17 protein-coding genes and 1 riboswitch are annotated in these 20,620 nt (G+C 61.9%); of the genes, 3 read left to right on the top strand and 14 right to left on the bottom strand.

Annotation, left to right across the window (positions count from 1 at the left end):
* Positions 1 to 429 precede the first annotated feature (429 nt).
* Entirely contained in the window at positions 430 to 1,959 is a 1,530-nt protein-coding gene (locus HMPREF3172_RS03505) for a SulP family inorganic anion transporter (protein WP_070515448.1), read from the bottom strand.
* A 109-nt stretch (positions 1,960 to 2,068) separates the two neighbouring features.
* On the opposite strand from HMPREF3172_RS03505, the gene HMPREF3172_RS03500 reads away from it, so the two are divergent.
* The 3 genes from HMPREF3172_RS03500 (at position 2,069) to HMPREF3172_RS03490 (ending at position 6,175) form a co-directional block, all read left to right on the top strand.
* A complete protein-coding gene (locus HMPREF3172_RS03500; protein ID WP_070515446.1) occupies positions 2,069 to 3,277 on the top strand; it encodes an acetyl-CoA C-acetyltransferase in 1,209 nt (402 codons plus the stop codon).
* A gap of 11 nt (positions 3,278 to 3,288) precedes the next feature.
* Entirely contained in the window at positions 3,289 to 5,445 is a 2,157-nt protein-coding gene (locus tag HMPREF3172_RS03495; RefSeq protein WP_070515445.1) for a 3-hydroxyacyl-CoA dehydrogenase NAD-binding domain-containing protein, read from the top strand.
* Between the two features lie 196 nt (positions 5,446 to 5,641).
* Positions 5,642 to 6,175, top strand: a complete 534-nt coding sequence (locus HMPREF3172_RS03490; RefSeq protein WP_070515443.1) for a GNAT family N-acetyltransferase — start codon at positions 5,642 to 5,644, stop codon at positions 6,173 to 6,175.
* Between the two features lie 14 nt (positions 6,176 to 6,189).
* On the opposite strand, the gene madM is transcribed toward HMPREF3172_RS03490, so the two are convergent.
* The 13 genes from madM to shiA form a co-directional block, all read right to left on the bottom strand.
* On the bottom strand, positions 6,190 to 6,954 hold the full coding sequence (madM, locus tag HMPREF3172_RS03485; RefSeq protein WP_070515441.1) for a malonate transporter subunit MadM: 765 nt from the start codon (positions 6,952 to 6,954) through the stop codon (positions 6,190 to 6,192).
* Positions 6,954 to 7,385, bottom strand: coding sequence for a malonate transporter subunit MadL (gene madL, locus HMPREF3172_RS03480; protein ID WP_083281397.1), 432 nt, complete (start codon positions 7,383 to 7,385; stop codon positions 6,954 to 6,956). The genes madM and madL overlap by 1 nt, the downstream gene beginning before the upstream one ends.
* A 91-nt stretch (positions 7,386 to 7,476) precedes the next feature.
* Positions 7,477 to 7,659, bottom strand: a complete 183-nt coding sequence (locus tag HMPREF3172_RS03475) for a hypothetical protein (RefSeq protein ID WP_070515439.1) — start codon at positions 7,657 to 7,659, stop codon at positions 7,477 to 7,479.
* Between the two features lie 162 nt (positions 7,660 to 7,821).
* The gene (gene dnaB / locus HMPREF3172_RS03470) at positions 7,822 to 9,171 is read right to left on the bottom strand and encodes a replicative DNA helicase (protein WP_019174251.1); all 1,350 of its coding nucleotides are present in this window, start codon (positions 9,169 to 9,171) and stop codon (positions 7,822 to 7,824) included.
* Between the two features lie 148 nt (positions 9,172 to 9,319).
* Positions 9,320 to 10,585, bottom strand: a complete 1,266-nt coding sequence (locus HMPREF3172_RS03465) for a DUF445 domain-containing protein (RefSeq protein ID WP_070515437.1) — start codon at positions 10,583 to 10,585, stop codon at positions 9,320 to 9,322.
* A gap of 93 nt (positions 10,586 to 10,678) precedes the next feature.
* The gene (locus HMPREF3172_RS03460) at positions 10,679 to 11,593 is read right to left on the bottom strand and encodes an energy-coupling factor transporter transmembrane component T family protein (protein WP_083281396.1); all 915 of its coding nucleotides are present in this window, start codon (positions 11,591 to 11,593) and stop codon (positions 10,679 to 10,681) included.
* Positions 11,580 to 13,046, bottom strand: coding sequence for an ABC transporter ATP-binding protein (locus HMPREF3172_RS03455; RefSeq protein WP_070515435.1), 1,467 nt, complete (start codon positions 13,044 to 13,046; stop codon positions 11,580 to 11,582). Before HMPREF3172_RS03455 ends, HMPREF3172_RS03460 begins: the two co-directional genes overlap by 14 nt.
* A complete protein-coding gene (locus HMPREF3172_RS03450; RefSeq protein WP_070515432.1) occupies positions 13,043 to 13,735 on the bottom strand; it encodes an ECF transporter S component in 693 nt (230 codons plus the stop codon). Before HMPREF3172_RS03450 ends, HMPREF3172_RS03455 begins: the two co-directional genes overlap by 4 nt.
* A gap of 14 nt (positions 13,736 to 13,749) precedes the next feature.
* On the bottom strand, positions 13,750 to 14,472 hold the full coding sequence (locus HMPREF3172_RS03445) for an ECF transporter S component (RefSeq protein ID WP_083281395.1): 723 nt from the start codon (positions 14,470 to 14,472) through the stop codon (positions 13,750 to 13,752).
* Between the two features lie 25 nt (positions 14,473 to 14,497).
* A riboswitch (TPP riboswitch) is annotated at positions 14,498 to 14,623 on the bottom strand.
* Between the two features lie 106 nt (positions 14,624 to 14,729).
* A complete protein-coding gene (locus tag HMPREF3172_RS03440) occupies positions 14,730 to 17,882 on the bottom strand; it encodes a DEAD/DEAH box helicase (protein WP_083281394.1) in 3,153 nt (1,050 codons plus the stop codon).
* Positions 17,879 to 18,295: a (deoxy)nucleoside triphosphate pyrophosphohydrolase gene (locus tag HMPREF3172_RS03435; protein WP_070515430.1), complete on the bottom strand. Its 417-nt coding sequence runs from the start codon at positions 18,293 to 18,295 to the stop codon at positions 17,879 to 17,881. Before HMPREF3172_RS03435 ends, HMPREF3172_RS03440 begins: the two co-directional genes overlap by 4 nt.
* A gap of 32 nt (positions 18,296 to 18,327) precedes the next feature.
* Entirely contained in the window at positions 18,328 to 19,089 is a 762-nt protein-coding gene (locus HMPREF3172_RS03430; protein ID WP_083281393.1) for a sulfite exporter TauE/SafE family protein, read from the bottom strand.
* 126 nt (positions 19,090 to 19,215) lie between these two features.
* On the bottom strand, positions 19,216 to 20,511 hold the full coding sequence (shiA, locus tag HMPREF3172_RS03425) for a shikimate transporter (protein WP_070515428.1): 1,296 nt from the start codon (positions 20,509 to 20,511) through the stop codon (positions 19,216 to 19,218).
* Between the last annotated feature and the right edge of the window lie 109 nt (positions 20,512 to 20,620).

Below are 20,620 nucleotides of genomic sequence, written 5' to 3'. Positions count from 1 at the left end.
CGTCACGCACTCTGAAACCGGAAGAGCCCCTTATCTGAAGGCTTAGGCAAGCTGATGCTCACGCCGTTCTCTGCGGTGAACGTTGTTACGGCCTCTCCGTTGAGGTACTCGTCTTTTTTCTCAAGGGGAGAATCGGCTAGAGCTTGGTACAGCTCCCCATGAGTCAGGCCAACTTCGTCAGAAGCTGAAACTTGGTTTACCTGAGGGCGGCATTAGCCGCACCCTCAACCAAAAATCGACGCCGCCGAAATGGCGGAGATGGCCACAGCAGTTGCAGTTCTTCTCTTCAGCATTTGGATACTCCTCACGCTTAACTGAAGCTTGCACTTTCAGACTAGACCCTGTGTCAACAGTCGAATTCTTATCTTCAGCAATCTCTTTCGGCTGAGGGCTGCTGTGTGCCGCCGGGACCCCTGCCGTAGCCACGCCTCACCGTGAGGAGTGAGTGTCTTCGCTCAGCCGTCCGTACAGCTGTCGAGTGACATCGTCCATGCCCCTGAAGTGCACCTCTGTGCCCAGTTCGGCGTACTTCGTGACAATCGCATCCAGCGCGGTGACGGTCGAGGCGTCCCACACCCGCGTTTTCGTCATGTCGATCACCACGAGGTCGGGGTCTTCTGAATAGCCGAACTGCGTTGTCAGGTCATTGCTCGAGGCGAAGAACAGCTCGCCGGTGACCGTGTAGCGGGCACGCTCACGGCCGCTGTCCGGATCACTGTCGAGGTGCCGCTCAACTTCCGCAAAGTGCGCCACCTTGCGCACAAAGAGGATCGCGGCTGCAATGACGCCGGCACCGACACCCACCGCCAGGTTGCCGCTGATGACGACGAACACGACGGTGATGAGCATGACCGCAGTTTCGGACTTCGGCATGCGCTTGAGCGTCTTCGGGGCGATCGAACGCCAGTCGAAGGTCTGGTAGACGACGATCATCATGACCGCCACGAGTGCTGCCATGGGTACCCGGCCGACGGTGTCGCCGAGTGTGACCACGAGGATCAGCAGGAAGATTCCGGACAGGAATGTGGAGATCCGCGTGCGTGCACCGGAGATCTTGACGTTGATCATCGTCTGGCCGATGACAGCGCAACCGCCCATCGCGCCAAAGAACCCGGAGACCATGTTCGCGATTCCCTGGCCCATGCTTTCGCGGACCTTCCGGGAGTGCGTATCCGTGATCTCATCGACGAGTTTGGCGGTCAGCAGTGATTCCAGCAGACCGACGATTGCCATCGCCAAAGAGTAGGGCGCGATCGTTGTGAAGGTCTCCAGGGTCAGCGGCACATTGGGCAGGAAGAAGCCGGGTAGGCTGCTGGGCAGTTCGCCCTGATCACCCACGGTCGGCACGGTGATGCCGAAGGACACCACCGCGATCGTCATGACCACGATTGTGATGAGGGGCGCCCATACACTCGGCAGGAACCTGGGAATCACGATCAGCAGCACGAGTCCCGCTGCCACCAGCCAGTAAACGGCGCTGGGCACATTGAACAGGTGCGGCAGCTGGGACATGAACACGAGGATCGCCAGTGCATTGACGAAGCCGACCATCACGCTGCGCGGGATGAACCGCATGAGCTTCGGCGCACCCAGCAGCGCCAGTGTCACCTGGAAGATTCCGGCGAGGATGACGGTGGCGATGAAGTAGTCGAAACCGTACTGCCGTGAAACCGGAGCGATGACAAGCGCAACCGCTCCCGTTGCCGCGGAAATCATTGCGGGCCGACCGCCGACGATCGCCGTTACGACCGCCATGATGAAGCTGGCGAACAGACCCACTTTGGGATCAACACCCGCAATGACGGAGAACGCAATCGCCTCCGGGATGAGGGCCAGAGCCACCACCAGACCAGCCAGCACCTCGCGCGACAGAATCTTCGGCGAGCGCAGCGCTTCCATGACCGTCGGCTTGGCGCGATAGCGGTTCGGATCTTCCGGCAGCGGGGTGAGAGTCTCCATGCTTCTAGGCTACGAGCGCGGAGTGTGTGCAATGCGCGAGATCCCACTGAACGATCGTTTGGTTTGTGTTAGCTTAGACACAAACTGCTCCCCAGATCGGAGGACACCGATGTCAGACGCGTACATCTATGACGCGGTGCGCACCCCGCGCGGTAAGAACCGCGGCGGCGCACTGCACGGAACCAAGCCCATTGACCTCGTGACCGGCCTCATCGACGCCATTCTCGAGCGCAACCCCGAGGCTGACCCCAAGGAAATCGACGACATCGTGCTCGGCGTGGTCACCCCCGTCGACGAACAGGGCGCTGTCATCGCCCGCACGGCAGCGATCGCGGCCGGCCTGCCCGACACCGTGGCAGGTGTCCAGCTCAACCGGTTCTGCGCCTCGGGCCTGGAAGCCGTCAACACGGCCGCCCAGAAGACCTCGGCCGGCTGGGACCAGCTGGTGCTCGCCGGCGGTGTCGAATCCATGTCCCGCGTCCCCATGGGATCCGACGGCGGCGCATGGTCAGAAGACCCGCAGACGGCATACCACTCCTACTTCGCCCCGCAGGGCATCGGCGCTGACCTCATCGCCACCACGGAAGGCTTCAGCCGCGAAGACTGCGACGCATACGCCGTCGAATCGCAGAAGCGCGCCGAAAACGCCTGGCAGAACGGCTACTTCGACAAGTCGATCGTTCCCGTGAAGGACATGAACGGCTTCACCGTTCTGGCAGAAGACGAACACCGCCGCCCCGGCACCACCGTGGACGACCTCGCAAAGCTCAAGCCCTCCTTCACCAAGCTCGGCGAAGAAGTCGGCTTCGACGCTGTTGCACTGCAAAAGTACGCACACATCGAAAAGATCGACCACGTCCACCACGGAGGAAACTCCTCCGGCATCGTCGACGGTGCCGCGCTGACCCTGGTCGGCAACAAAGCCATCGGCGACAAGCTCGGTATGAAGCCGCGCGCCCGCATCGTCGCCACCGCCGTCACCGGATCGGACCCGACGATCATGCTCACCGGCCCCACCCCCGCCACCGAAAAGGTGCTCAAGACTGCGGGCCTGCAGGTTGAGGACATCGACCTGTTCGAACTCAACGAAGCGTTCGCGGCCGTTGTGCTCAAGTGGATGAAGGACCTCAACATCCCGCACGACAAGGTCAACGTCAACGGCGGCGCCATCGCCATGGGCCACCCGCTGGGTGCCACCGGCGCCATGATCCTGGGCACGCTGCTGGACGAACTCGAGCGCCGTGACCTCAAGCGCGGCCTCGCCACCCTGTGCATCGGCGGCGGCATGGGCATCGCAACCATCATCGAGCGAGTCTGAGGGGAAAAACCATGACTGAATACACCGGATACGACTGGTCGCAGAGCCCCGACGGAATCGTCACCATCACAATGGACGATCCGAACAGCGGCGCCAACATCATGAACCAGCACTTCCTCACCTCGCTCGAAGGGACCGTCGAGCGTCTGGAAGCGGAAGTCGACTCGATCACCGGCGTCATCATCAAGAGCGCCAAAAAGAAGATCTGGTTCGCAGGTGCCGACCTGACCGGCTTCCTCAACATGCCTCAAGAGGCTCTGGAAGCCGAATTCGAAAAGCTTGAATACACCAAGGCCCTCATGCGTCGTCTGGAGCAGCTGGGCAAGCCGGTTGTCGCAGCCATCAACGGTGCGGCACTCGGCGGCGGCTTCGAACTTGCGCTGGCCTGCCACCACAGGATCGCCGCGTCTGACAACGGCCGCATCCAGCTGGGTCTGCCCGAAGTCAGCCTGGGCCTGCTGCCCGGCGGCGGCGGTGTCACCCGTGTCACCCGCATGCTCGGCCTGCAGAAGGCACTCCAGAACGTCATCCTGCCGGCTAAGCCGTTCGACCAGGAAAAGGCACTGGCCATCGGGCTGATCGACGACGTCGTTCCGCTGGACCAGATGGACGAAGCCGCTCGCGCTTGGATCAAGGAAAACCCGGCACCCGTCAAGCCGTGGGATGAACGAGGCTTCACAATCCCCGGCGGTGCTCCGAAGGACAACCAGGGTCTGGTTGCGGCACTTCCCGCACAGCTGCGCAAGCAGCTCAAGGGTGCGCCCATGCCGGCCCCGCTTGCCGCAATGTCAGCGGCAGTCGAAGGTGCCCGCGTGGACTTCGACACCGCCTCGACAATTGAGTCGCGCTACCTGATCAGCCTGCTGGCGCACCCCACGTCGACCAACATGATCACGGCGTTCTTCTTCAACATGCAGGCCATCAAGGCCGGCAAGTCCCGCCCCGAGGGCTTTGAGAAGTTCCAGGCCACCAAGGTCGGTGTTCTCGGTGCCGGCATGATGGGTGCCGCAATCGCCTACGTCAGCGCGAAGGCCGGCATCGACGTTGTGCTCAAGGACGTGTCGAAGGAAGCAGCCGAAAAGGGCAAGGATTACGCCCGGAAGCTCGAAGCCAAGGCGCTTGAGCGCGGCCGCACAACCGAAGACAAGTCACAGGCTCTGCTTGACCGCATCACCACCACCGGCGACGCAGAGGACTTCAAGGGCGTTGACTTCGTCATCGAAGCTGTTTTCGAGAACGTCGACGTCAAGCAGCAGGTGTTCCAGGAAATCCAGGATGTTGTCGAACCCGACGCTGTTCTCGGTTCCAACACCTCGACCCTGCCGATCACCACACTGGCAGAAGGTGTCGAGCGCAAGGAAGACTTCATCGGCATCCACTTCTTCAGCCCGGTCGACAAGATGCCGCTGGTGGAGATCATCCGCGGCGAGAAGACCTCGGACGCTGTGCTTGCGAAGACCTTCGACTTCGTTCAGCAGATCCGCAAGACCCCGATCGTGGTCACCGATTCGCGCGGCTTCTTCACCTCGCGCGTCATCGGCACGTTCCTCCTGGAAGCCATCGGCATGGTCGGCGAGGGTGTCGAACCGCAGATGATCGAACAGGCTGCCCTGCAGGCCGGCTACCCCGCTGGCCCGCTGCAGCTGATGGACGAACTGACGCTCACCCTGAACAAGAAGATTGCGGACGAAACCCGTGCGGCCAACCAGGCTGAGGGCAAGCGCTTCGAAGAGTTCGGGCTGGACGTTGTCGAGTGGATGATCAACGAAGGTCGCCCCGGACGCAAGGACGGCGCAGGCTTCTACGAATACGAAGACGGTAAGCGCGCCCGCCTGTGGCCTGGCCTGCGTGAGAAGTACAACTCCAAGCACGAAGGCGTCGACATTCACGAACTTGGTGAGCGCATGCTGTTCGCTGAGGCAATCGACTCCGTCAACTGCCTGGAAGAGGGCGTTCTCACGACCGTGGCCGATGGCAACATCGGTTCGATCCTCGGCATCGGCTTCCCCGCCTGGACCGGTGGTGTGCTCCAGTACATCAACGGCTACCCCGGCGGCATGAAGGCCTTTGTTGCTCGCGCTGAAGAGTTCGCGCAGAAGTACGGCGAACGCTTCGCACCTTCCGAATACCTCAAGAAGCGCGCAGAGGCCGGCGAAGCCTTCCTCTGATCCGCGTGTAGTGCACGTTCCTGCACGAACTGAAACAGCTGCGGGGGCGGTTGCGGACTTATCCGCAGCCGCCCCCGCAGCTGTTTTTCTGCTGACTGGGTGGAATAGGGAGGCAAAGTCGCCGTTTTTGCCTCCATTGCGCGATTAAATGCACAGCTGCCGAGGTGCCTGTCGCCTTTCGTCCTAGACTTTCGGCATGTTCTCCTACTGTCTTCCCTCGCAGGTCACCGTTGCCGGCCGCACTTTCTCCATCACCAAGGCGACGAAGAACGATGTCCGGCCAATCGTCGAGCTTCTGACCGACGACGTTCTCGGGGTCGGCCGTGAGGGCTGGCAGGAGAATGCCGAAGCCTATGAGCGGGCCTTCGACCTCATCGAGGCGAGCCCAGACAATGCCCTCCTGACCGTGCGAGAGGCGCGCGGCGCCTCGTCAGAAGAATCCGGTGAAAGCGAGCCCGTCCCGCTTGCCGGGACGTTCCAGGTGACGTTCCTGCCCGGCCTCAGCCGGAAGGGCATGTCGCGCCTGCAGGTGGAGGCCGTCCGCGTGGCGGACGACTACCAGAGCATGGGACTGGGCAGCGCGCTCATGCGGTGGGCAATCGACTGCGCCCGCCATTCCGGGTGCGGGCTTGTGCAGCTGACAACCGACAAGACCCGCACCGACGCCCACCGGTTCTACGACCGGCTGGGCTTTGAGGCCACCCACGAGGGCTACAAAATCATCCTGTGATGGCTCAGCCGGAGTCAGCCCGTGAACGCCCGGACCGCCAGGTAGAACACGCTCGGACCCAGCAGGCAGCCCAGGCCGGTGTAGAAGGTGGCGGTCATGGCGCCATAGGGAACCAGGCGTTCGTCGGTTGCAGCCAGGCCGGCTGCGACACCGGAAGTTGTGCCCATGAGTCCGCCGTAGATCATGGCGGACTTCGGGTTGTTCAGCCCGATGAGCTTCGCCGCGAACGGTGTGCCGATCATGACAAGCACCGACTTCACCAGGCCGGCGGCAACCGACAGGGCGATCACAGTTTCAGATGCGCCGACTGCGGTTCCGGTGACGGGGCCGACGATGTAGGTGGCGGCTCCCGCACCGATCGTTGCGATTGATTCTGCGTCCCGGTAGCCGAAAGCAAGCGCCACGCCGGCGCCGACGATAAACGACAGCACAACGCCGATGATGAGCGACAGAGCACCGGGCAGTCCGGATCGTTTGAGTTCGCGCACGTCAATGCCGTAGGCGGTTGCCACGATCGCGAAGTCGCGCAGCATTGACCCGCCCAGCAGGGCCATTCCGCCGAATATGGCGATGTCGGAAATGCCCTTCTTGCCGCCGGTGGCCAGGCCGCCGAAGTAGGCGAGCACCAGGCCTAAGACGATTGCGATGGCAGAAGCCTGCAGGCGTCCTTTTGTGAGGGTTTTCGACAGCCAGCCGGAGACGATCATGATGACTGCGACGACAACGAATGCCACCAGCAGGTCGAGGTCTTCAAGAACTGAAACAACAGCGTCGAGCATCAGCGACCCCTGCCTTCCGTGGCTTCGGCTGGCTCGGCTGCCTCCGTTGGTTCTTCAACGTCCGGCAGAGGCTCAGACGGAGCACCGATCTTGGACAGCAGCGGCACCATGGCGAGGCTGACGACAGTGGCGGCCACACCGGCTGCCAAGGCGACAGGACCGGCGCCAACGGCCGCGTAGACGTTTTGGATTGCGGCCATGGCGACGACGATCGGGATGTACATGGCGTTCCAGAACAGGACGCCGTGTTCTGTGGGGGCGGGCAGTTTGCCTTTGCTGCGCAGCCAGGTGGTGAGCGCAATCAGGAGGATCATGCCGAAGCCCACACCCCCGACGTTGGCGTCGACGCCCAGAAGCTGGCCGAGGATTTCACCGATGATGGTGCCGGCCAGCACGCTTGCGGCGAGCGCGGCGACTCCGTACAGAATCATCGCTCGCTCCTTTCGGATTAGTGGTTAACGGTTGAAAAAAGACATAAAAAGCCGGTCCGCGGTAGGCGGACCGGCTTTCAGCTCAACTAGTTCAGTTGGTGGTCTTTGCCAGCTGATCAATCTTTGACTGGTGCGCTGCGTGGTTGAAGAACGCGCGGCGGCCAAGCTCGTAGATCCAGCACATAACCCAGCCGATTGCGACGCACAGAGCGGGCAGAAGTACCCACATGGCGACGAAAACGATGAGGGCGATGATGGCACCGATGACCTGCATAAGTGACCTCTTCACTAAAGCGGATTAGGACATTCACGCTCAGTCTACCCCGTCCAGCGTTTATGCACACTTTTCCGAGTCGGCTCTCAGGTGCCGGTTCCGTAACGTTTTCGGGCCCGAGGTGCCGGTCGCCTGCCGCTCCCGGGCACCAAACGCTCGCGCTTACCGCGGCATGTTCGCAAAGCGCGACTTCGCGCCCTGGAATGCGACGGTGATTTCGCCGGTGGGTCCGTTTCGGTGCTTGGCGACGATGATCTGCGCTTCGCCTGCCGACGGCGATTCAGGGTCGTAGACGTCTTCGCGGTGGATCAGCAGAACCATGTCGGCGTCCTGCTCGATCGAACCGGACTCACGCAGGTCAGACACCATAGGGCGCTTATCCGTGCGCTGTTCGGACGAACGGTTCAGCTGGGACAGTGCGATGACGGGGACTTCGAGTTCCTTGGCCAGCAGTTTGAGCGAACGGGAGAATTCGGAGACTTCCTGCTGGCGTGATTCGACGCGCTTACCGGAGGTCATGAGCTGCAGGTAGTCGATGACGACCATTTTGAGGTCATGCTGCTGTTTGAGTCTGCGGCACTTGGCCCGGATTTCGGTGAGCGCCATGTTCGGGGAGTCGTCCATGTACAGCGGGGCGTCGTTGATGCGTCCCATGGTGTTGGCCAGGGTGGTCCAGTCGCGGCTCTGGTCGAGGTCGCCGTGGCGCAGGGCCTGCAGTGGGATGCCGGATTCGGCTGACAGCAGGCGCATGGTCAGTTCCTGCCGGCCCATTTCCAGCGAGAAGATGACGGTGGTCTGGCTGTTATGAATGGCGGCAGAGCGCGCGAAGTCCAGGGCCAGCGTTGATTTGCCCATACCGGGGCGGGCGGCGATGACGATCATCTGCCCGGCGTGCAGGCCGTTGGTGAGTTCGTCGAATTCGTAGAAGCCGGTGGGTACACCAATGGTGTCGCCGTCGTGGGCTCCGGAGCGCTCGATTTCTTCAACTGTGGGCCCCAGAACTTCTGACAGCCGCACGTAGTCTTCCGATGCGTTGCGTTCGGTGACGGAATAGATTTCGGCCTGTGCCCGGTTGACGAGGTCTTCTGTGTCGCCTTCGGCGTCGTAGCCCATCTGCACAATGCGGGTGCCGGCCTCGACGAGTTTGCGCAGCATGGCCTGTTCACGAACGATGTTCGCGTAGAAGCCGGCGTTGGCTGCCGTGGGCACGGACGAAATGAGGGTGTGCAGGTAGGCGGGGCCGCCGATCCGGGCGATGGAGCCGGCTTTGGACAGGGCGTTGGCCACGGTCACGGCGTCTGCGGGTTCACCAGCGGCGTAGAGGTCGAGGATGGTGTTGTAGATGGTTTCGTGCGACGGGATGTAGAAGTCGTCACCGCGCAGGAGTTCGACAACGTCCGCAATTGCGTCCTTTGACAGCATCATGCCGCCGAGCACACTGGCTTCGGCGTCACGGTCCTGCGGTGGTGTGCGCAGACCGGCGTCTGCGTGTTCCCATGTGTTGTCTGCCATCAGTCTTTCTCCCCCTACGCGCGGGCTTCCCCGCGGCTCACCATCATAGGGCCACCCACGGACATGACCGGTCCGGTCCTCTCACGAGGTGGAGGGCACCTCCTCCGCCCCGCCCGGTTGGGCTGGGGTCACCTGGTCAGCGGCAGGCTCAACCCCCTATGAGCACTGCGACGGTGCGGATGAGCAGGCCCGCCAGGCAGCCGATGACGGTTCCGTTGATGCGGATGTACTGCAGGTCTTTGCCCACGTAGAGTTCGATCTTTTCAGCAGCTTCGCGTGCGTCCCAGCTGGCGATCGTGTCCGATATGACGCTGGTGAGCTCACCGCCGAAGGACTCCACGCCGTCGGCTACGGCGACGGCCAGTGTGTGGTTCCACTTGTTCGCAAAGGCTTCGTCGTCTGTCATGCGGGCGGCGAATTCGGCCAGCCCGTCCCGCAGCTTCTGCTGGACGGTGCCGTCGGCGTCAAGCACGGATTCGCGCAGAAGGCGGGATGTCGATTCCCACATGGCAACAGCCGAGGTGACCACCGCCTCGCGCGACAGCATGTCAGCCAGGGTCGCCTCGACCCGCTCAGCCAGTGAGGATTCCTCTTGCAGCTGCGTGCCGATGCCGGTCAGCCATTCGTTGAGCGCTCCGCGAGCGCGGTGGCTGCGGTTGTCGCGCACATCGGCGATCCAGCCGACGATTTCGCGGTGCAGTTTGTCCGACACCATGCGGTTGGCGAACCTGGGCACCCATTCGGGGGCGCGCTGGCTGACGATGTCATCAACCACCTGCGGGTTGTACAGCAGCCAGGAGTGAGCTTCCCCGGCAACGAGGTCGACCAGGTGTTCGTGCGCACCATCGGCGACGATCTCCTGCATGAGGCGGCCCAGCACAGGTGCTTTGCGCACTTGGATGAGCCGGGGAACGAGGACGTCGCGAGTGAGGTCGGCAACGGCGTCGTCGTCAACCCGATCGAGCACGTACTGCAGGCCCATGCCTGCTCGGCGGACCACCGCATCCTGCGAGGAGGGTTTGCTCAGCCACGCGCCGACCCGCTGTGTGACACGAGCGGATTCCACCTTTGGGGCGACGGTGTCGTAGGTGAGGAAGTTCGATGCGACAAACGCCGACAGGCTTTCGCCGAGCACATCCTTTTTGCGCGGGATGATCGCGGTGTGCGGAATCGGCAGACCAAGCGGGTGGCGGAACAGCGCGGTGACGGCAAACCAGTCGGCCAGAGCACCGATCATGGCCGCCTCGGAACCGGCTTTGACGAAGCCCCACACGCCCGTGCTGTCGGTGAAGATGACGGTGGCCAACCAGATGAGCGCCGCGGCCACCAGAAGGCCGGTGGCCAGGGTGCGCATGCGCCGGAGGGCTATGCGGCGGTCTTCTTCTGTCACGGGTGTGTTCTGCTGAGTGCTCACACACTCATTCTTCCAGTGATCGCAGGCTCGGTCAGCCGCAGCCGCCGGTCACCCCGGCCGCGAACGGCAACCCCTGGCACTGGCGAGGCCGCCTCAGGTGAGGATCAGGTTCCACGTCCCAGCTGCAACGGCCGCTCCAATGGCTGCCGCACTCATAAGAACCCCAACCCCAACAATCACTGCGTCCCGCGGGTGGAAGTGTGACTGGCGCAGCTGGGTGCGGCGGCTGGTGCCAAAGCCCCTGCCTTCCATGGCCATCGCCAGGCGGGTGCCGCGGCGGATTGCCTGGACGAGCAGCGCAAATGCCACCGGAACCACTCCCCCAAGCCGGCGGAGCAGCGTGTCGGGGCCGACACCTCGGGCGCGGCGGGCAAAGGACAGCGTCTGCCATTCGGCTGTGAACAGCGTGACCAGGCGGGTGGCGGCGAGCGCTGACATGACGAACCGCTCCGGCAGGTGCAGCTTCTGCACGAGTGCGTCGGCCAAGTCGGTGGGGTCGACGGTCGATGCGATGGCGATTCCAGGCAGGGCGAGCGCCAGCACGCGCACGCCGATTGCGGTACCGGAGGCCAGCGATCCGGTGGTGATGAGCAGTGGACCGATGTGCACCAGCACGTCGCCGGTTTTCTCCGCCAGGATTGTTGTGGCCCAGGCGGCGATGAGGGCCGCGCCGGGCAGGAACCACAAGCGTTTGAGCATCGCGCCGATCCGCAGGCCCGTCAACGGCAACAGGAGCACCTGCAGGGCCAGCATGACGGATGCGCTGACGATGTCGATGCTGAACAGCACACCGCACATGAGGATGAACGCGAGCGCCATCTTCGACAGCGGGTTGGCGCGCACAAAGGCGGTGCGCCGGCGAATGGGCACCAGCAGGTCCACCTGCACGGGAGCTGCTGAGCGGGGCAGGATCACGGCACGAGGCGCCGCCGGGCTGCCCGCCGCACCCTCACCGGGTGCTGGGGTCGGCTGGGCGGTGGTGTTTGGAGTGTTGTCAGGCGAATTCACAGCGTACCGCCCCCAGGGTGTCGATGAAGGGTTCGTCGTGGCTGACGGTCACGACCGCTTGGCCGGCGCGCAGTTCGTCGATGACGAGTTCGGCGAGCGCTCGCCACGTGCGGGCGTCTTGGCCGAAGGTGGGTTCGTCGATGATGAGGATGCGCGGCCTGGCGGCGAGCATTGCGGCCACTGACAGGCGGCGCTTTTCACCGCCGGAGAGCTGCTGCGGATGGATGTCAGCCAGATGTTCCAGGCGCAGCGCTGCCAGGAGCTGTTCGGCGCGGTCGTCTGCCGCTTGGGGATCCCAGCCGGCGCGCTGCGGGCCAAAGCGCAGTTCGTCAAGCACAGTTGGCCGCAGGAATTGGTGTTCGGGTTCTTGGAACACCATGCCGATGCGGGGCACGAGTTCGCGGGAGCTCCACCGGAAGGGGTCACTGTGTTTGGGTTGGCGGACTGTGCCGTTGAGGGTGGTCAGCTGGTCTGCCGCGGTGAGCTGGCCGTAGGCGGGTTTGAGCAGACCGGCCAGGGTCAGCGCGGTGGTGGATTTGCCGACACCGTTGCGGCCGGTCAGGGCGAGCGCTGTGCCGGCGTGGATGGCGGCGGTCAGTTCGGCGACGGGTTCGCTGTTTTCACGCTGAACGCCCAGGCCGTCGGCGGTCATGAGGGTTTCGCCAATGGTCGGCACGTACGGCGTGGGCAGGGCGGCGTCGGGCAGCCACAGCCCGGCTGCCTCCAGTGAGGGGCGCAGAGTTTGGTCGGCCAGGATGGTGTCGGGGCTGCCGTCGGCGAGCACACCGCCGGGACCCAGGACCACGATCCGGTCGACGTGCTCGGTCCACACCGGCAGGCGGTGTTCGACGATCAGCATGGTGGCGCCAGTGGCTTCTTGCGCGGCGATGATGGAGTCGCGCACGGATTCGACGGCTGCCGGGTCGAGGTTGGCGGTGGGTTCGTCAAGCACCAGCAGGCCCGGCTGCATGACGACAACCCCGGCGATGGCCAGACGCTGTTTCTGCCCGCCGGACAGGGCTGCCGTCGGGTGAGTCAGCGGGACGTCGAGGCCCACAATGTCGAGGGCTTCGGGGATTCGGCGTGCGATGTCTGCGGCTGGGATGCCGACGTTGGCCATGCCGAAGGCGACGTCGTCGCCGACTTCGGCGAGGATCACCTGCGAATCGGGGTCTTGCAGAACAAGCCCGGAGATTCCGCGGGCGGGGTCCGGTGGGAGGCCGTCAACCAGGAGTTCGCCGAACTGTTCGCCGGATTCATCAGGCAGGACACCGGCAACGGCGTGAAGGAACGTTGATTTTCCAGCGCCGGAACCGCCGACCAGCAGAACTTTCTGGCCGGCTGGGATTTCAAGGTCGAGGTCGGAAACGGCCGGTTCGGCTCGGCCGGAGTGGTACCAGGTGAACCCGCGGGCGGATACTGCCGCGGGTCGGGATGACGAGGTGGTGGTCACGAATCTGCGGGACTTTCGCTTTCTGAGGGGCTCCCCCGGTGACCCGCCCCTTCGGGTGAGGAGGCGGCGTGAGGCGAGCGGCGCCTCGGGCGCGGGTCGGTGCCGGATGCGAATCCGGTCAGCACTCCGGTCCGGCGGATGGCGCGGTAGACGAACCAGCCGCCCAGGCCGGCGAATACGGGGCCGGAGACCAGGGCGCAGGCAGCGAAGACCAGCTGCCATTCGAAGGCCCAGCCGGCGTTCCAGAAGATGTTGTCGGTGATGGACACCGAAATGGCGGGTGCGAGGCCGGCGAGCACGGAAATGCCGAGGGTGTAGCGGCGGTAGCGGGTCAGGGCGAAGACGAGTTCGGTCATGATGCCCTGGCACAGGCCGGTGAACAGGATGACCGGGCCGAAAACGGAACCCAGGAGAGCTTCGGTTGCAGCGGCGATGAGTTCGCACACGATCGCGGCGCCGGGTTTGCGGATGATGAGTGCCCCCACGGGCCCGGCCAGCAGGTAAAGGCCGCCGACTAGGCCCGTGGTGGGTGGGAACACGAGGTTGAACGGGACGTCGATGACCGGCCGCAGGGACGTCCACGCGAAGTACACGGCACCGAGTGCGACGGCGAGTACCGCCGCGACGATGATGTCAACAGTGCGCCATGTGAGGCTGCGTGTGGGCGTGGTGTGTGCGGTGTGGGTCATCGAGGTCTTTCAGTTCATGTGCGGTTGGGGGTTGTGTGCTGGCGGGGTGTGGTTGTCGTTCGCCCGGAAGCGAAGGCTGACAGTGCGCCTGTGGGCACGATTGCCTTCCACAGGAGCCATGCACCCAATCCGGAAATGATAATGCTGGATGCGATTCCGCACACGGCGTAGACGACCTTGAATGTCATAGCCCATTTGGCGTAGTACATGACGATTTCGCCGACAACCAGTGTGATGCCCGCTCCGAGGCCGGACAGGAGCATGACGGGCAGGTTCCACTTGCGGTAGAGGAAGGCGAGAAACACGATTTCGGCGCCGGCTCCCTGCAGGAGGCCGGAGATGATGGCGGTTGAACCGAAGTTGGAGCCCAGCACGGCTTCGACGGCAGCGGCCAGTGTTTCGGCGATGAGGGCGGCGCCGGGTTTGCGGACGATGATTCCGGCGAGTGGGCCTGCGAGCACCCAGATGCCGCCGAACAGGCCGACCAGCGGTGGGAATGCGACGGTCCAGAGTTCGAAAACGCCCCAGATGGCGGCGACTCCCCAGAAGATGACGCCAACGGCCACTGCGATGACCACGGTGACGATGATGTCAACGGTCCGCCAGCGCAGGCTGGTTTTTGTTTGGCGGTTCTGCGGCTGTGGGTTTTTCGTCTGTGATGACGAGGTGGTGTTCGGGTTGCTTGGGTTGGTGTGGTTGTTTGTGTGTCCGGTTTGGACACGGTTGTCCTGTGTCATGAGTCCTCCTCAAGGCAAGGAGGGGTCAAGAGTGTGCTCGACTTCCTTCGCCGGTGCTAACCGGGCAGGTTCGAGGGTCTGCGGCATCGCACTCTCAGCGCCCTTGTTCGGATCTCTAGGTTTGATCCGAGGCGCTCCCCTGTCGTACGGCCGATACCTTAGCAAGGACAGTGCGCTGGCGCACGGGATTGGGTGGTCTGGCGGGTTCTGGGTGGACCGCCGAGGTGTTATAGCAGCAGCGGTCTGTTCGGCAGGTTTTATTGAACCGCCTTGGCAGCTTCGAACAGCCGCGTTGGCATTGGTCGTTCAAGCTCCCACACGATCTGCATGGGTTTTTCGCCCTCATGACTGACGTACCGCGCATTACCCAGGCAGGTGTACGGTGCGGTTCCGATCTCACCGACCTTGGATTCACGCACAAACAGCACGACGTTCGAACCATCACGTTCGTGGTTGATGTACCTCTGTCCAGTGGGTGACTCAGCCCGCGTGAGGCTTTGTGATTCCCAGTGGAAAAGCGTTTCCGTCAACGCGTAGTCGCGGTACATGGTGCTTGGCGAATAGTCAGCTGCCGACTTGTTCAGGGTCACTAGAAGGATGTCGGTTTTCAGTTCGGGAACCCATTTGACGCCTTCGCGGATGCTGCCGGGTTTTTCGCTGTTGAGTGATCCCACACCCAGGCCCGCAAGTAGTTCTTCACGTGAATATGTTGCGTGACTGCGGATCGGGTGAGTGTCCAGACCACCACTTAGGGGTTGCGGGACCACCCGCGAACGGGACTCTTGGAACTCGATGATCTGGCCCAGTTCGTCACGCACATAATCAGCACGCAGGAGGTGTTCGAGTCCTGCTTCAATGCCCTCCGAGTGCCCGCTTGGCCAGAACGAGTAGTACAACATGAGTGCCAGCGGATCCCGCGCAAGCTCGGGTGTTACAGCGTCTGCGTTCAGAACTCGCCGATAGCCGCGGAACCTATCCGGGTCATCAACGTGCACAAAACTGCGCATCCGCTCAAGCAGAAGCTGTTCGGCAACACTGGGGCGAAAACTGCCTCGCGTATTGGCCCAGGCTTCATATTGCTGCCACGAGTTGGGCCCGGTTCCCCCTCTGTACGTGCGTTTGGCGCTGGCTTTATATACAGCTGATAGATCGCGATCCGTCCTGTCGAGGTACTCCTTCAGCCGCAGGCCTTGCTGTCTCTCAATCTCTGAAGAGTTTTCGTGAACATCCGCCAGGAAGGCACCGATCTTCATGTCAAGCTGACTCTTCAGGTTGCTCACAACCTCTTCCTGCACCACTGAGTCGAGCACAATCTGCGATCCCGCCGGCAGGAACGGGAACCCTTTCTTGGCTGCTTGTTGGAGACTCTTTCGCCCTTGACCCGTGAGCGCACGCAGTTTGATGTCAAAGCGGAAATTCTTGTGCTGGTGACCAACGAAGTCGAGGACCGTAAGGACCGACTTGTTTGGAGAGCGGCGTAAGCCGCGGCCCAGCTGCTGCATAAAGATGGTGGCCGACTGGGTTGGGCGCATCATGAGGATGGTGTCGATCGCAGGCAGGTCGAAGCCTTCGTTGAATATATCGACAGCCATGAGGCAATTGAGTTCGCCACGAGCAAGTTTTTCGATGGCTTCAGTCCGAATGCTTGGATGCGTTTGTCCCGTGACAGCTTCGGATGGGATACCAGCTTCGTTAAAGACTCGCGCCATGTACTCGGCATGTTCAACAGACACACAGAAGCCGAGGGCTTTCATAGTGCTGGTGTTAGAGACGATGTCGGTGGTTGCCTCAATGATCTTCCGGGCACGGGCATCATTGCCTGTGTATAGCTTGTTCAGGCCGGAAACACTGTAACCACCCGCTGTGAACTGAACATCGGACACATCGACACCATCAGCAATCCCGAAGTAGTGAAACGGCACTAGGAGGTCGTTATCTAACGCTGTCCACAGTCTGAGCTCGCTGGCGATGCGGCCGCCGAAATAGTGCGCAACAATGTTCTGCCCGTCCGCCCTTTCGGGGGTCGCGGTAAGGCCAAGAAATTCGCGGTACTCAGTGAAGTGGCTGATGAGCCTGCTGTACGAATCAGCCATGCCATGGTGAAATTCGTCAATGATGATGACGTCAAAGTGTCCCGGCGCAAAGCGGGAGAGTTGTTCTTCTTTCGAGAACAATTGAATCGACGCAAACACGTGATCCCACGCTGTGGGTTGGTACCCGCTCGAGAAAAGTTCACCGAACGACCCATCGCCCAAGACATCGCGGAAAGTCCGTAGGGATTGTTCGAGAATTTCTTGCCGGTGAGCAATGAACAGCAAGCGTGGACGCGGTCCGTCGGTGTCCTGACACAAACGGCGGTAGTCCAACGCCGCAACCACGGTTTTACCCGTACCAGTTGCAGCCACCACGAGGTTCTTGTGAATGTCCAAAACCTGGCGCTCGTGTTGGAGGTCATCCAGAATGATGGCTTGGTGCGGGTAGGGGCGCACGTCGAGCGAACTAGCCAACAATGAAACCGGAGTTTTGTTCGTTGAGCTTTCGTTGAGTGCCTTTTCGAGACGTTCACCGTCAGCTTCTGGATCGTACGGTTCGAACGTCGGCGACTGCCAGTAGCTTTCAAAGGTTGCTTCGAACTTTTCGACCAGTTCCGGTGTCTGTACCCGCGAGGCGCGAACATTCCATTCGAGGCCATCAACCATTGCCGCATGGCTCAAGTTTGAGCTTCCGATGTACGCGGTGTCATAACCCGTGTTCCGGTGGAAAATCCATGCCTTGGCATGCAGACGGGTTGTCTTGTTGTCGTAGCTGATGTGGACTTCGGCCCCGCAGTTCTTGACCAGGAAGTCGAGCGCCTTCTTTTCAGTGGCACCCATATAGGAGGTTGTGAGTACCCGCACCGGTACTCCCCTGCGCCGCAGATCGAGCAGCTGATCGTGAATAAGACGAATGCCTGACCACTTGATGAACGACATGATGATGTCGACCCGATCTGCACTCTGCATTTCGCTTGTAATTACGGGGCCCAGGCTGGGATCGCTCGAAGCGTTCGTCAGAAGTGCGACATCTGACAACGGGATGCTCGGAGGGGTAGGTGGCGGAAGAGGCGGCCTCGCCACACCCATTAGCTGCCTGGGCTTGTGCCCCGGAGACAGCTGACCCTCTTCTGGTAGCGTCCGGATGCCCGCCAGAATCGTGTTCACGAACTCAACGCGCTGCTCCGTTGTATTCAGTGCCTTCAGTTGGTCTTCGACGTGCTGCGCAACATAGCGCGACAAAACGTGCGGAAGGTCAGCTTCATCAATTGTCCGTACAACGCTTTCGAGGCGGCCATCATGTTCTTGCAGAACACGCTCGAGCCCTGTGGTCACAAGGCTTTCGTACAGGCCTGGCTGCAGTTCTGGAACGTTCATGATTGGCCTTCCACCGGGAATCCGCTTTGTTCAATCGTTTGCAAAGCGGGAAGATCGGGCTTTGCCCACGTGACGGCGGCAAAGTCTTCAGGCGCCAGCCACTCAAAAGCATCGTGATCCGTGCTCGAAGAAATATCCGCTGAGGTTGTCACCCAATAGCAGGCAAGATCGATGTTGTTTGTGCCGACCGGAGTAACTTCACGCGTGACAAGGTCGCCGACTACCGCGTCAGTCAATCCAAGCTCTTCCTTGAGCTCGCGCGCTAGAGCCACCCGAGGATCTTCCCCGGACTCGACTTTCCCACCAGGGAATTCCCACTGTCCACCAGCGGACTTTTCCGGTTTGCGCCGGCACGCCAAAACTTGGCCTTCGCGGTGAATGACTGCCCCAACTACACGGATTGATGTGCTCATGGTCACACAGTAGCGGCAGGCACTGACACAAGTTAGACCGCCGACAGGATCTGCTCGCCCAGCACGAACACCGCCATGGCCAGAACGAACACTCCGAAGCCCTTCTTTAGCTTCCTTTCGGGCACTTTGCCGATGAACGACGCCCCGATCATCGAACCCACAATCGACAGTCCCGTGAACACCAGCGTGAACACCCACGGGATCTCCGTCTGTCCCAAGTGACCAAGCAGACCAGCCGCTGACTGCAGCGCAATGATGTACACGCTCGTGGCCACCGCAAAGTTCATACCCAAACCGCCCACCAGGGCGAGCGCCGGCACAATGAGGAACCCTCCCCCAGCGCCAACCAGACCGGCAATCACACCGATCATCGTGCCCAGCACAACCACCAACCACACCTTGGGGCGGCGTTCGACAGTGTCACCTCGGCGGCGGCGAATCATGCCGATACCCGCAGCAAACATCACGGTCCCGAAGATCAGCATGAGCACAGTCCCCGGCAGATACCCCGACAGCTTCCCGCCGAAAAACGAACCTGCCATCGAACCGAGCGCAAAAACCGTCCCGATCTTCCACTGCACCCGATTGCTGAACGCATGCCGCACCGCGCTGATCAGCGACGTTGTCCCCACAATGAACAACGACATCGCAATCGCCTGCTCCGTTGGGAAACCCGCCGCATAGGTCAGGATCGGCAGCGTGAGAATCCCACCCCCACCGCCGAACAGCCCAATCGTCACCCCGACAAGCAAAGCCAGGACCAAAGCGACAACGATCGGCGCAGTCACAGTCATATCCGCAGCATTCCACTTCCCAACGACACCTGCAGGTCACTCCCAGGCTACGCCCCTCACGAGGTGGAGGTTCAGCAACCGGGCAGCGGCACCTCGTTATTCATCTGGCCGGCACCGGCCGGCCACTCAGTGAGCTTCCCGGTGCGTGCGCGCAACCCAGATGCCGCACAGGCCCGAAATGAGGCAGCCGGCAACCAGGTAAATCGCAACACCCAGCCACGAACCGTTGCCGATTGCCACCAGCCACGTGGCGATAAACGGTGTGAACCCACCGGCAACCGCAGCGGCCACCTGATAGGCGGTTCCAGCACCCGAATACCGGAACTCAGCCGGGAACATCGAAGCGAAAAGCGGCTGCTGAACAGCCACAACAGCATCGTGGGCAATGTTCACCAAAATGATCGCGCAGATGACAATGCCGATGAACGCACCCTTATCCAAGGCGAAGAAGAACGGGAACGCAAAAACCACCCCGACAACCACACCGAACAGGTACACGCGCATACGGCCGAACCTGTCGGCGAGGTAGGCAAACAGCGGGATCGTCAAAATGCCCAAACCGCCCACGAACAGATTGACGTTGAGCATGATCTGGCGCTCAAAGCCCAGGTTGTCGACCGCGAAGGCGAGCGCAAAAGTCGTCACAACGTACATCGAGAACAGCTCGATGAACCGCAGACCGATGATCTGCACCAGCTGGGCCGGATAGCGGCGGACCGCCTCGAACAGCGGCAGACGCTTAGGTTCGTCCTCTTGCTGCAGGCGCTTTTCGACCTGGATGAACTCTTGGGATTCTTCTACCCCGGCGCGGACCCACAGGCCCAACGCCACCAGAATCGCACTGAAGATAAACGGGATGCGCCAACCCCAAGCCGTGAACGCCTCGTCAGACAGGACGCTGTTGAGAAGCGACACCGCCGCGGTCGACAGCAGCAGACCCACCGAATAGCCAATCTGCACACCGGACGAAAACAGGGCGCGCAGACCACGCGGAGCGTTCTCAACGGCAAGCATTGCCGCACCACCCCACTCACCGCCGACGGCCAAGCCCTGCACACAGCGCAGAACCACCAAAAGCAGCGGAGCCACCCAGCCGATCTGCGCATATGTGGGCAGCAGACCGATGAGGGCAGTGGCAACACCCATGATGGTCATCGTCCACACGAGCATCCGCTTACGGCCGATGCGGTCACCGAAGTGGCCGAAGATGATGCCGCCCAAAGGCCTGAACAGGAAGCCCACACCCAGGGTTGCGAAAGCCGCCAGACGCGATGCGACGGGGCTCGACTCCGGGAAGAACACCTGCCCCAGCACAGTTGCTGCTACCAGGCCGTAGAGCAGAAAGTCGTACCATTCGACGACCGCGCCGACGAATGAACCCAGTGCGGCTCTGCGACTCTGCGCTGCAGACGGAGTGCTCATAGCTGTCCTTCCCTATTCTGTGAACCGGTTAATTGTGGCAGACGTCACTAGGTCGGCTGTGGCGGTGTCCAACTGGTGGGCGTATGGCCGACAGTCAAGGCGTGAAGGT

It is taken from the genome of Brevibacterium sp. HMSC08F02 (assembly GCF_001807555.1).
Lineage (GTDB): Bacteria > Actinomycetota > Actinomycetes > Actinomycetales > Brevibacteriaceae > Brevibacterium > Brevibacterium ravenspurgense.
This window is presented reverse-complemented; position numbering and strand designations above follow the sequence as displayed.